At 30.8% G+C, this 13,388-nt stretch carries 12 protein-coding genes and 1 riboswitch; of the genes, 8 read left to right on the top strand and 4 right to left on the bottom strand.

Features of this window, described 5'->3' with window-relative positions:
* Positions 1–23 precede the first annotated feature (23 nt).
* Together D1815_RS24000 and D1815_RS03470 are read right to left on the bottom strand one after the other, a co-directional pair.
* Positions 24–155, bottom strand: coding sequence for a hypothetical protein (locus D1815_RS24000; protein WP_255420148.1), 132 nt, complete (start codon positions 153–155; stop codon positions 24–26).
* Between the two features lie 167 nt (positions 156–322).
* Positions 323–907, bottom strand: coding sequence for a hypothetical protein (locus D1815_RS03470; protein ID WP_035085634.1), 585 nt, complete (start codon positions 905–907; stop codon positions 323–325).
* Positions 908–1,134: 227 nt separating this feature from the next.
* On the opposite strand from D1815_RS03470, the gene D1815_RS03465 reads away from it, so the two are divergent.
* Positions 1,135–2,010 carry an AraC family transcriptional regulator gene (locus tag D1815_RS03465; protein ID WP_118385921.1) on the top strand — a complete coding sequence of 292 codons (876 nt, stop codon included), beginning with the start codon at positions 1,135–1,137 and terminating at the stop codon, positions 2,008–2,010.
* Here the strand turns inward: D1815_RS03465 and D1815_RS03460 are convergent.
* Entirely contained in the window at positions 2,007–2,627 is a 621-nt protein-coding gene (locus D1815_RS03460; protein WP_027393648.1) for an L-threonylcarbamoyladenylate synthase, read from the bottom strand. The two genes, D1815_RS03465 and D1815_RS03460, sit on opposite strands and share 4 nt — an antisense overlap.
* 203 nt (positions 2,628–2,830) lie before the next feature.
* Here D1815_RS03460 and D1815_RS03455 point away from each other — a divergent pair, with 203 nt between their 5' ends.
* The 6 genes from D1815_RS03455 to D1815_RS03430 all read left to right on the top strand — a co-directional run bounded on the left by D1815_RS03455 (position 2,831) and on the right by D1815_RS03430 (position 10,224).
* Positions 2,831–4,189 (top strand): DEAD/DEAH box helicase, encoded by a 1,359-nt coding sequence (locus D1815_RS03455; RefSeq protein WP_118385920.1) that lies wholly within the window; start codon positions 2,831–2,833, stop codon positions 4,187–4,189.
* A 61-nt stretch (positions 4,190–4,250) separates the two neighbouring features.
* Positions 4,251–5,561 (top strand): hypothetical protein, encoded by a 1,311-nt coding sequence (locus D1815_RS03450; RefSeq protein WP_118385919.1) that lies wholly within the window; start codon positions 4,251–4,253, stop codon positions 5,559–5,561.
* Entirely contained in the window at positions 5,561–6,100 is a 540-nt protein-coding gene (locus D1815_RS03445) for a metal-dependent hydrolase (protein WP_118385918.1), read from the top strand. Before D1815_RS03450 ends, D1815_RS03445 begins: the two co-directional genes overlap by 1 nt.
* A gap of 4 nt (positions 6,101–6,104) precedes the next feature.
* Positions 6,105–6,854 (top strand): subclass B1 metallo-beta-lactamase, encoded by a 750-nt coding sequence (bla, locus tag D1815_RS03440; protein WP_118385917.1) that lies wholly within the window; start codon positions 6,105–6,107, stop codon positions 6,852–6,854.
* A gap of 3 nt (positions 6,855–6,857) precedes the next feature.
* On the top strand, positions 6,858–8,633 hold the full coding sequence (locus D1815_RS03435) for an ABC transporter ATP-binding protein (protein WP_118385916.1): 1,776 nt from the start codon (positions 6,858–6,860) through the stop codon (positions 8,631–8,633).
* 217 nt (positions 8,634–8,850) lie between these two features.
* The gene (locus tag D1815_RS03430; RefSeq protein WP_118385915.1) at positions 8,851–10,224 is read left to right on the top strand and encodes a DUF3179 domain-containing protein; all 1,374 of its coding nucleotides are present in this window, start codon (positions 8,851–8,853) and stop codon (positions 10,222–10,224) included.
* Positions 10,225–10,283: 59 nt separating this feature from the next.
* Here D1815_RS03430 and metE read toward each other — a convergent pair whose 3' ends face one another.
* Positions 10,284–12,602, bottom strand: coding sequence for a 5-methyltetrahydropteroyltriglutamate--homocysteine S-methyltransferase (gene metE, locus D1815_RS03425; protein WP_118385914.1), 2,319 nt, complete (start codon positions 12,600–12,602; stop codon positions 10,284–10,286).
* 168 nt (positions 12,603–12,770) lie between these two features.
* Positions 12,771–12,962, bottom strand: a riboswitch (cobalamin riboswitch).
* 156 nt (positions 12,963–13,118) lie between these two features.
* Here metE and D1815_RS03420 point away from each other — a divergent pair.
* Complete coding sequence (locus D1815_RS03420; protein WP_118385913.1) at positions 13,119–13,355, top strand: CDGSH iron-sulfur domain-containing protein; 237 nt, start codon at positions 13,119–13,121, stop codon at positions 13,353–13,355.
* The last annotated feature ends 33 nt before the right edge of the window (positions 13,356–13,388 follow it).

Here is a 13,388-nt window from a genome sequence, read left to right as displayed (position 1 = left end):
AAATACTAGGGTTAAATTAGGTATTATCCATTTAAAAATTCATCCGTTTCTAAAGAAAACTCTTCTATTTCAAAAGAAAACTCATTTACTGTATTAGAAAAAGAAACTATAAAAATTGCTGCTACTACTAAATAAACTTCTACTACTTTATTCATAATTATACGTTTTTATCGATTCATTTATCTTTTAAAGGTACTTTATATAGCATAGAATAAAAACATCAAAATTGACCATTATCTATGCGATTTTAACCAAAATATAAAATGAAAAAAGCAGCGTGGTTAGTGCTGCTTTTCAAGTGGTTGAGTTAATAATAAAACAATTAAATACTAACTTTCTTTATAAACGTTCTGTCCTTTAATGCGAAGTAAAACTGATATTCTCCTTTAGGCATTTTAGAAAAATCATATGTTCTTTTTAATACTTCTTCTTCATTTCCTATTACTTCTTCCAATACTCTAAACTCGTTATCATAGATGGTAAGATTAACTGGTGACTTTTCAGTATTATTAAACATTACTTTAATAAATTTACTTTCTGCGCGAACCAATGGTTTAAATACTGTTACTGCTGACGTGTTAATCAATGAAACTCCTTTTTGGTTTTTTAATAAAGGGGTTACTTTTATTTCATATTCAGCTTCTGTTTCTACAAAATACACTCCATCTGGTACATTTCCTAGGTTAAAGTACTTCTGATAACTTGGTGTTGCTTCTAAAGTAACATTGAATAATACTTCACCGTGGTAATCCTTAAGGAATAATTTTTCTCCTTTTATAACTTCTGTCAATGATACATTAACCATCGACGAATTAGTGATCTCAACTGAAACTCTTCCTGCTGCGTTAGCAACACTGCTTGTAATGATTACTAGTGCAATCAAACATAGGTTAATAACTCTCTTCATAACTTAAGGTTTTTGTTGTTGTTAATATTTTACACTGCAAATATATGACAGAGAATATGTCTATAAATACATCTATTTTTGCATATATATGTTCTATATTAACCTATAAAAATCATAAAAACCCCCTTAAAGCTAATTTAACATATGATTTCACATATTTAACAATAAATTAATACTTTAAATATCTTATATTTACAAAAATCTAATATGGAGAAAATTCCCTCAAAATGAAAAAAAGTATTAAACCTTCTTTAGAAAAAATTCTTCCTGAGTTTGGTAGTTCATTTTTTTATGAAAACTTCTCTCAAGAAAAAATGAACAAAGCCCCTATTTGGCATTACCATCCAGAAATTGAAATTGTATATGTCAATGGGGGTACAGGAAAACGTCAAATAGGTAGCCATATGTCCTACTATAGGAATGGAGCTTTAATGCTCATTGGTTCTAATCTACCTCATTGCGGTTTTACAGACAGTCTAACCCTAAATAAGAGCGAAACAATTATACAAATGTTACCCAATTTTTTAGGAAACTCTTTTTTTAATATCCCAGAAATGGCTGGAGTAAATCAATTACTAGAACAGGCAAAAAAAGGTATTGTATTTCATGGAGATACTAAACGTAGAATTGGTGCCCGCATTGAAGCTTTAGAAATGTTAGATCCATTTGATAGGTTATTAGGGATATTGAAGGTATTTAAAGAAATGCAACAAACTAAAGACTATTCTATTCTTAATGCAGAGGGTTTTGTAATTGAAACCTCTTTGCAAGATAATAATCGAATTAATCTAATTTTTAATTTTGTACAAGAAGAATTTACTAGACCAATTCCACTAGAGGAAATTGCCGATAAAGTAAGTATGAGTGTACCAGGATTTTGTAGATATTTCAAAAAAAACACTGGAAAAACTTTTATTCAATTTGTAAATGAATATAGATTAGTACACGCTGCAAAGTTGTTACACGAAAAACAAACTAGTATTACAGATATTTGTTATGAAAGTGGATTTAGTAATTTTTCACACTTTAATAAACTTTTCAAACAATTCTCAGGAAAAACACCTAGTACTTATAGAAATGAGTTAAAATATGTAGTCTCTTAAATAATATCAATTGCTCCTTTTCCTTCTCGCACAAGAACAGGTTCTCCACTAGTAAGATCTATAACGGTAGATGCCATATTACCACCATATCCACCATCTATAACCACATCTACTAGATTATCCCATTTTTCTAAAATCAGTTCTGGATCAGTCGTATATTCTATAACTTCATCTTCGTCATAAATAGATGTAGATACTATAGGATTCCCTAAATTTTCTACTATAGTTTTACAAATATTATTATCTGGAACTCGAATCCCAACGGTTCTTTTCTTTTTAAAAACTGTAGGTAAGTTATTACTTCCGGGAAGTATATATGTATAAGGACCTGGAAGTGTTCTCTTTAACAATTTAAATGTGCTATTATCTATTTGCTTTACATAATCCGATAAATTGCTAAGATCACTACAAATAAATGAAAAGTTCGCTTTAGCCAGCTTAACTCCTTTAATTTTTGCAATACGCTCTAAAGCTCTATTATTCGTAATATCACAACCTAAACCATATACTGTATCCGTAGGATAAATTACTAATCCACCACTTCTTAGGCTATCAACAACCTTTTGCACTTCACGAGGATGAGGATTCTCGTTATATAATTTTATTAGTTCTGCCATATTACCAAAAAGTAGATAAAGATACGGTTTTAAAAGAAATCACTATCTCAAAATACTTGTATATATTAACTGAGTCGTTTATCCTAAGGGCACGAAATACAAAATTTTAAGTCCAATTATAAGATTAAAAATATTATATTATTCGTGTATTGTTATTTATTGATATCAAATAAATTACTTTCGCGTATAAAATTAGTATAATAGTGACTTTTAGAGATCTAAATTTAAGTACACAACTCCTAAATGCATTGGATGACTTGGAGTTTAAAACCCCTACTCCTATTCAGGAGCAAGCATTTTCTGTAGTAATGTCAGGAAAAGACGTTGTAGGAATTGCACAAACGGGAACTGGTAAGACATATGCTTATATGTTACCTATTTTAAGAATGCTAAAATATTCGGTACAACAAAATCCACGAGTTTTAGTATTAGTTCCAACAAGAGAATTGGTAGTTCAGGTAGTTGATGAAATTCAAAAACTTTCTACATATATTAATGTTAGAGTTACCGGAGTATATGGAGGGACAAATATTAATACTCAAAAACAAGTAGTATCAGAAGGTTTAGATATCGTAGTAGCTACGCCTGGACGTTTATATGATCTAGCAGTAAGTAGAGCATTACAGCTAAAATCTATTCAAAAAATAGTGATAGATGAAGTCGATGTAATGTTAGATCTTGGTTTTAGACATCAATTAATGAATATTTTCGATATACTACCTCAACAGCGTCAAAACATCATGTTTTCCGCGACTATGACGGAAGAAGTGGATAAAATGATTTCTGAGATATTCCGAGATCCTAAAAAAATATCAGTTGCCAAAAGTGGTACTCCTTTAGAAAATATTAAACAATTTGGATATAAAGTTCCAAATTTCTATACCAAAGTAAACCTATTAGAACACTTATTAGCTGATAAAGAAACTTACCATAAAACATTAATATTTGTCGGGTATAAAAAGATAGCTGATCGTTTATTCGAAGCATTAGAAAAAAAATACAAAGAAGAAATTTGTATCATACACTCTAATAAAACACAGAACTATCGACTAAGAAGTATTGAGCAATTTAGAAAGGGTGAAAATAGAATTCTTATTGCTACGGATGTAATGGCCCGAGGATTAGATATAGAGAATGTAAGTCAAGTAATCAACTTAGATACGCCTGAATATCCAGAAAACTATATGCATAGAATTGGTAGAACTGGTAGAGCAGAAAAAGAAGGAGTTTCCTTTGTTCTTACTACAGAAAAAGAAGAAGAGTTCTTAGATGCAATTGAAGGGTTAATGGAGATGGAAATAGCACAACTACCTCTGCCTGATTCGATAGAAGTATCCGATCAATTGACACCTGAAGAACAACCTAAAGTTAAAGAAATATACAATCCTCACAAACGTCCTAATGATGATGAAGCTGGTGCTGCATTTCACGAAAAATCTGCAAAAAATAGTAAAGTCAATTTAGGAGGAAAGTATAAAAGAGAAATCAAAAAGAAGTATAAAAAACCGAAAACGAAAGGTGATAAAACTTTTAACCTGAAACATAAAAAAAAGAAAAAATAATTTCTTGAAAGAAAATTAATGAATTCCTATAAACCAATATGATTAAATAAATGATGATTGTATGAATGAAACTAACAGTGAAAATTTGCCTCCTAAAAATCCTAATAATTGGTTACAACGATTAAAAGATGAAAGTTGGGAAGCTGAGCTATTAGTCTCTGCAATAGCAATTTTTGGTACATTCCAATTATTTAAAGTTATTAATTGGGTAACAAATATGTTTATTGATTGGTTAGTCCCAGAACAATATATTGTTGGTTATTTCATATCATTTATGGGACTTTTAGCCGTGAGTATTCTAGTATCCATGTTTGTAATTCATTTTTTACTAAGAGCTTATTGGATTGGATTAGTAGGATTAAACTCAGTATTCCCAGATTATAGTCTAAAAGATAGTGTATATTCAGAAATTTACACTAAAAGAATATTAGCTATTCTACCTAAATTAAAGGATTCTATTCAAAAAATAGATGATTTATGTAGTGTAACCTTTTCTGCTGCTTTTGCAATCTTACTCATCTATACCTATTTGGCAGTACTCACTACTTTTTATTTATTTCTTTATAACTTTCTTGTAAAATTCATACCTCCTAGTATCGCTCTAATTCCAGCAATAGCTTCACTTTTTTTAGCATTATTTCAATCAATATTTGTAATGGTTGCCAATTTAAAAAAATATAAGCAAAATGAAAAAATGCAAATATGGCTTTTCAAAATTGTGAAACTAACTTCTATCATAATATTAGGGCCACTTTATAAGTATCTATTGCAGATCACCATGAGTTTTGCTTCTAATTTCAAACAAAATAAAGCGCTAATTCGCTATGTTATTTTGTTTGTACTATCCGGAATTTTTGTTGCTTCTTATCAAATTTCTAATACTAATATTCTATATCTGGCCAAAACAAGTTATTATTTCGATAGTACAAAAAACTACGCCGGTTATTATGAAACCGAAAATAAAAATATAGACTTTCTATTAACTCCAGAAATTAAATCAGACATCATAGAAAAAAAAGTTTTAAAATTGTTTATTCCAATATTTGAACACGAAAAAACAATAAGAAAAAATACTTGTCCTGACTTTGAGAATAATGATAGTATTTCAAAAAAAGAAAACAGTTTAAACAACAAGATTAATTATCTCAATTGTTATCATTTATACAATGAAGTTTTTCTAAATAACATAAAACTTACTCCGAAATATCGAAAATATTATCACCCTCGAACAAATCAATTTGGTGTTTTGGCTTATATAAAGCTTTCAGATATTGAGGAAGGTGAACAGATAATTACGATTAAAAAAAACTACGAAGACAAAGAACATAACTCCGAATGGAATATCCCTTTTCAATATATAACAAATAATTAATGGCTTCAGTATTTGGACATGCATTAACAGCCTATGCTTTTGGAAAAAGTTTCAATAAAGAATTAGGAACATTTAAGCTTTGGGGATTAGGTATGCTCTGCGCTATACTCCCGGACGCTGATGTAGTTGGTTTTAAATTCGGAATAGCCTATGAAGATTTTTGGGGGCATCGAGGGTTTTCCCATTCGCTTGTATTTGCATTAATCCTTGGCTTTTTAATAACGGTACTATTTTATAATAAAAAACTAAACTCCAGAACTGGAATATTTCTTATACTCTATTTTACTATTTGTACTGCTTCACATGGAGTTTTGGATGCTATGACCTCTGGTGGTTTAGGTATAGCTTTCTTTTCACCTTTTGATAATACAAGATACTTTTTACCATGGAAACCGATACAAGTATCACCCATTGGAGCTAGTAAATTCTTTAGTACTTGGGGCATTAAAGTATTGTTAAGTGAATTAGTATGGATCGGAATTCCATCAGGTATTTATATATTAGCTATGCGTTTTTTAAAAAGAAAAAAGTCCTTTTAAATACATGACTAGACAGCATATAAAATCGATCACTTATATATTACTTGTATTTATTATGTCCTGTAAGCCTAAAGAAGAAGGGGATCTAATAAAAGTTTCTGATAACTTAAAGCTTGCCAAAATAAATGATCATAGCTATGTTCATATTTCTAAAATTTTTCTAGATAATGGCAAGCAATATGATAGCAATGGCTTTATATTCCTAAATGATGACGAAGCATACGTATTTGATACTCCTGCTAATGACGTTGCTTCTAAACAATTAATAAACTGGCTACAAAAAGAAAAAAACACAACAATAAAGGGAGTTGTCTTTAATCACTTTCATAGAGATTGTAATGAAGGGATGGATGTCTTTAAGAAATATGGTATTCCATCTATTGCATCAAAAAAGACAGCTAATTTAATGTTAGAAAAGAAATATAATCAACCGGACGAAGTCTTCGAAAATGAATTGATTTTAAACGTTGGAAACAAAAAAATTGTGAATACTTTTTTTGGAGAAGCTCATAGCAAGGATAATATAGTTTCCTTTTTCCCAGAGGATAAAATTCTTTTTGGAGGATGTATGATAAAAAGTCTGAAAGCTTCAAAAGGAAATTTGGCAGATGCCAATGTTTCAGAATGGTCAAACACTGTTCGTAAAATAAAAAAAGCGTATCCTAATATTGAAGTTGTAATTCCTGGACATGGTTCATATGGAGACCAAAGCCTTTTGGACTATACTATTTCCCTTTTTAATGCCGAAAACTAACTTATGAGAGAATTCCAAAGCAATAACACTTCCAACGATAAAAAGAAACCAAAAGTTACTATTTTACAAGCATTTAAAACTATTATTTGGCCCAGACGTGGTTTAGTTTTTATAGGGTTAATATTAATTTTTTTTAATCGAGTTGCCGGTTTAATATTACCCTGGAAAAGTAAAACTTTATTAGATGACGTCGTTCCAAGTAAAGATATGGGACAATTGTATGAATTACTTATCATTGTGGGTTCTGCAATATTAATCCAGGCAACTACATCATTTTTACTAACTAGAGTTTTAAGTGTACAGGCTCAATATCTGATTTCTGAGCTTAGAGCTCAGGTTCAGAAAAAAGTACTCTCCCTACCAATCAGCTTCTTTGACAATACTAAATCCGGTGCTTTAGTATCTAGAATAATGAGTGATGTAGAAGGGGTTCGTAATTTGATCGGAACTGGTTTGGTTCAACTAGTTGGTGGCATATTTACAGCAATTGTATCTGTAGTCTTACTTGTTGACATCAACGGATGGATGACTCTTTTTGTTCTTATTCCTATAACTTTATTTGGTATTGTAGCTCTAAAAGCCTTTAAATATATCCGCCCTATTTTCAGGAAAAGAGGTGTTATTAATGCCGAAGTGAAAGGAAGATTAACAGAAACACTTGCTGGTGTTAGAGTTATTAAAGGCTTTGGTGCAGAAGAACAAGAAAGTAAGGTTTTCGAAGAAGGTGTTGATCGACTGTTTCAAAATGTAAAAAAGAGTTTGACTGCAACTGCATTAATGACCAGTTCTTCTACTTTTTTGTTAGCTGGTATTGCCTCTACAGGAATTATGGGTATTGGTGGTTATTATATGATGGAAGGAACTATGACTGCTGGTCAATTTCTATCTTTCACTATGTATTTGGCTTTTATGATTGCTCCTATTGTTCAAATGAGCAACATAGGATCACAACTTACAGAAGCATTAGCAGGTTTGGATAGAACAGAAGAGTTAATGAATATGGACCCTGAAGAAGATGAAAAAAATCGAACGATCAAACTCGAAAATATAAAAGGAGATATTATTTTCGATAATGTATCCTTTTCATACGAAGAAGGAAAAGAGGTACTACATAACATTAGTTTTAAAGCATCTTCTGGTTCGGTTACCGCTTTAGTAGGAAGCTCTGGTTCTGGTAAATCTACAATTGCGGGCTTATCTGCTACTTTCCTTAATCCAAAATCTGGTCTTATCACAATAGATAGTCACGATATTTCTAAAGTGAACCTTAGCAGTTATCGTCGTAACCTAGGAGTAGTATTGCAAGACGAATTCTTATTTGAAGGTAGTATTAGAGATAATATTCTTTTTCCGAGACCTAATGCTACTGAAGAGGAATTACAGCAAGCGGTAAAAGCTGCTTATGTAAATGAGTTTACTGATCGATTTGATGACGGGCTGGATACGTTGATAGGCGAACGAGGAGTTAAATTATCTGGTGGTCAAAGACAACGTATAGCTATAGCACGTGCTATTCTTGCAGATCCAAAAATCATTATTTTAGATGAGGCTACATCCAATTTAGACACTGAAAGTGAAGCGCTGATTCAAAAAAGTTTAAACGAATTAATGAAAGGTCGAACGACATTTGTAATAGCTCATAGATTAAGTACTATCAAAAAAGCGGATCAAATTTTGGTTATTGAATCAGGAGGTATTGCAGAAAGAGGAACTCATGAAGAACTTATCCAAGCAGAAGGAAGATATTTTGATTTATACACCTATCAGGCTAGAATCTAAAATATTACATATAAAACGCTAAATATTATTACCTGTATAGACTTACATTATTAGGCACAAACAGAACATTAGATATACTTGCCTCCGATGCATTAAAAAGTGTCTAAATACACCTATTGATAATCTAACATATAATACATAAGAACATAAATACTAAAATTTATCAAAACTTGTCGTGATTAACTAATTCATGCGACTGATTTAGAAAATTGGTCCGATGAAAAATATATTTATAATATTACTTGTTTTATTAAGTCATAACATTCTAATACCTCAACAAAGGACACTAAAGAAAGTTCCCAAAGAGGATCATCAATATTTTTTAGACTTCTTTACATCAACAAACCCCAAAGTACACAAGCTTGCTATAAAACATATTGAAACTAACTGGTCAGAAAGTTTTGAGATTCTAGCTATAGAATCTCTTTATTTCCTTAACCATCAATCAACTACTTTTAAATTATTTAATATTCTAAATAAAAAAACTAGAAAAAATTATGGATATGATTTTAATAAATGGTATCAATATATCTGGAATAAAAAACCTACATATACCAAAGAATACTATTCCTTTAAAGCAGCATTGCACAAATCATTAGATAGTCGATTTAATACTTATTTTTTAAATCGTGAAAATTTATCTACTATTAGATTAGATGAGGTTCGATGGGGAGGTGTTATACAAGACGGAATTCCGCCACTTAGAAACCCTAAAATGATTAGTGCAAATAACGCAAGATATCTTAACAACAATGATATTGTTTTTGGTATTTCTGTTAATGGAGATGTCCGAGCATATCCTAAACGAATTCTAGCTTGGCATGAAATGTTTACGGACACCGTTGGAGATACTCCTGTTGCTGGGGTATATTGTACACTTTGCGGAACTGTTATTCTATACAAAACCGAAAAAGATGGTAGCCAATATCAAATGGGAACCAGTGGTTTTCTCTATAGATCAAACAAACTAATGTATGATCAAAAAACACAATCTCTTTGGAATACTCTTTGGGGAAAGCCTGTTATAGGACCATTAGTCGAAAAAAGGATTGAACTAGAATACTTAAGTGTAGTTACTACAACCTGGGGAGCTTGGAAAAAGCGACATCCTAATACTACCGTTTTATCTTTACAAACTGGCCATAAAAGAGATTATGGCGAAGGTGTTGCTTATAAAAACTATTTTTCAACAGATCAACTAATGTTTTCCGTTCCCAAAAAAGATAAACGATTAAAAAACAAACAAGAAATACTAGCAATAAGATTACCTACTGAAACTGATGAAAACATTGCAATTTCTTCTAAATTTCTTAAGAAAAACAACATATATCAAAATCAAATTAATAATAAAAACATTACTGTATTTACGGATAAAAGTGGATCACATAGAGTATACTTCACAGCAAAAACTAAATTTACCTCCTATAATAAGCAATCTACCGCTACCGATCAAAAGGGAAATACCTGGACCATATATGAAGATCGTTTAGAAAATAATAAAACTAAAGAAATAGCATATCGTTTACCTACACATAATGCGTTTTGGTTTGGATACAAAGCTGCTTTTCCCAATACAAAATTAATTAAATAACAAGGCCTCCTTTTTTAGGAGGCCATTTTTTGATTAAGATTACTTCTGACTAAAAAGAACTAAACCGCTTGTAACGCTTCTTTCCTCAATTGTTTAGCAGCACCTACCATAGTTTTAAGAGCTTTTTCTGTTTCTTCCCAACCACGGGTTTTTAATCCACAATCTGGATTGATCCATAATTGATCCACAGGAAGGTATTTTTGTGCTTTATGCATTAATTCTATAATCTCATCTTTATGAGGAACTCTTGGCGCATGAATATCATAAACGCCTGGTCCTATTTCATTAGGATATTTATAATCTGCGAAAGCATCCAACAACTCCATTTGAGATCTAGAGCATTCAATTGTTATTACGTCTGCATCTAAATTTGCTATTTGATCAATAATATCATTAAATTCAGAATAACACATATGGGTATGTATTTGTGTAGTATTGGATACTATAGATGAGGCAATTTTAAATGATTGAATTGCCCATTCAAAATAATCACTATGATATTTACTCTTTAAAGGAAGACCTTCTCTTAATGCTGGTTCATCAATCTGAATTATATTAATCCCATTATCTTCTAAATCCTTTACCTCATCTCTTATCGCTAAAGCTATCTCATTACAAGTTATAGATTCAGGTTGATCATTTCTTACAAAAGACCATTGCAAAATAGTTACAGGCCCTGTAAGCATGCCTTTTACCGGTTTTGAAGTTAATGATTGTGCGAATAAAGTCCAATCTATCGTCATTGGATTTGGTCTCTTTACACTACCATAAATAATAGGAGGTTTTACACAACGAGATCCATAACTCTGGACCCAACCGAATTTAGTAAAAGTAAAACCATCTAGCTTTTCTCCAAAATATTCTACCATATCATTACGCTCAAACTCCCCGTGAACTAAAACATCCAATCCTATTTCTTCTTGCCAACGAATTACTTTTATGATTTCTTCTTTTATGTATTCTTCGTACTGCATTAAAGAAATATTTCCTTTTTTATATTGATATCTCCAACTTCTTACTTTTTTTGTTTGTGGAAACGATCCAATAGTCGTAGTTGGGAAAACAGGTAGGTTTAAATTTTTATGTTGCACTTCTTTACGAAGGTTAAAAGAATTTTTTCTTACTATATCCTGCTTCGAAATTGCTTTGACTTTTTCATCAACCTCTGAATTATGAATTCTTTCTGAACTACTCCTATTCGCATGAGAAATTATGTTTTTTTCTAATTCTTCAAATACTTTATCTTCTTTTTCTAAAAGAGTAATCTCCTTTAAAGTAACTACTTCTTTTAATTTTTGTTTTGCAAAAGATAACCAGTCTTTAACCTCTAATGATAATTTCTCATTATTTGCTTCTAAATCTAAGTCACATGGTGAATGAAGTAATGAACAAGAAGGTGCTATCAAAATAGTGTTTTCTTCTCTCTTTCCTTTCGCTCTATTTATATATGATAATGACTCTTGATAATTGTTTTTCCATATATTTCTTCCATCTACAACCCCTAATGAAAGATGTATCCGTTCGGGAATACTATCCAATACACTATCTAATTGTTCTGGACACTTGACTAAATCAATATGAATCGCATCAATAAGAAGTTTATTTGCTATTAATTCTAAATTATCTTGGATACTCTCAAAATAGGTTGCTATCATTATTTTTAAATCCGGAAAAGAGCTTTTTAATTTAAGATATGCTTGATTGTATACTTCTTTCTCTTTTTTGGTTAGATCAAGTGCTAAAAAAGGCTCATCGAATTGTATCCATTCCACCCCTAAAGAAACCAATTTCTTTATTAAATCTATATATACTGGTATTAACTTATCCACTAGATCAATTGTTTCAAAACTTTCTCCTTTTGCTTTTCCTAATAACAGATAAGACACAGGACCAATTAATACTGGTTTTGTTTGTATACCAATTTCTTTTGCTTCATAAAACTCATCAATTACTTTCGTAGAAAACAAGGTAAACTCTTGATTTTTATAAAACTCTGGAACAATATAATGATAGTTAGTATCAAACCATTTTGTCATTTCCATCGCTGTAATATCATAGCTATCCTTTTGATATCCTCTAGCCATTGCAAAATACAAGTCTAAATAACTAAGCTTATTAACTAATAGGCTCTGATATCTTTTGGGGATCGCTCCAACCATCAATGACATATCTAAAACTTGATCATAAAATGAAAAATCATTAGACGGTATTAAATCTATACCTGCTTCTTTTTGTAATAACCAATTCTCTTTTCGGATGTTTTTTCCTACTTGTAGTAAATTCTTCCTACTAGTTTTTCCAGACCAATATTGTTCTGAAACTTTTTTTAATTCCCTTTCGCTACCAATACGCGGATAGCCAAGATTGTGTGTAAGCATAACTTTAAACTTTTAAAAATTAATATTAATTTTTAAAGCTCTTTGTATAAATTAGTGTGCTTATAGAAATGAAGAGAATTAAAATAATGCATATAGTTATATCACCAAAAAAGTCAAAAACCCTTTTAGTGTGCATCAAACTTAACCAAAACTTCAATTCGCGAAAGCATAGTCAATTCAATAATAGGCAGGTCTCCTGACTTATAACATTTTTATCATCCTTCCCATTTTTTATAATAAAACAGTGGATATAAATTGATAAAAACTATATGGTTACTTACAGTTGCGCGACAGCTCGTGATTCTCACACGATTCCCTATTAATTCACAATTAAGCAAAACCTATATTGGTTGATATAAAATTTTATCTAAAGAACTTTAATTCTACATAAAAATACTTTAAATAATCTGATGACACTCCTAAAACAGCATTAAAAGAAGATTATTTAAACATTCTTAATTTAAAATCAATCTTAATTTAGGAATTAATAATTTTAATATCAAAATAATTAAGATTATGGAGAATAACATACGAGGTGGTGACTCACCAGTTCCTTGTCAATTAGAAGCTAATAAAAATTACGCCTGGTGTACCTGTGGTCATAGTGAAAACCAACCTTTTTGTAACGGAGCGCATAAAACAACTGGAGGCACTCCTCCAACTATTTTCACTGTGGAAGAAGCAAAGGAAGCATATTTATGTACCTGTAAATTAACTAGTAACCCACCATATTGCGATGGATCACATAAATAATAGAAAAACCTCTGTTTATTATTGTAACTAGAG

Source organism: Aquimarina sp. AD1 (assembly GCF_003443695.1).
Classification (GTDB): Bacteria; Bacteroidota; Bacteroidia; order Flavobacteriales; family Flavobacteriaceae; genus Aquimarina; species Aquimarina latercula.
Note: the sequence above shows the minus strand (reverse complement) of the source record. Positions and strands in the feature narration are given on the sequence as shown.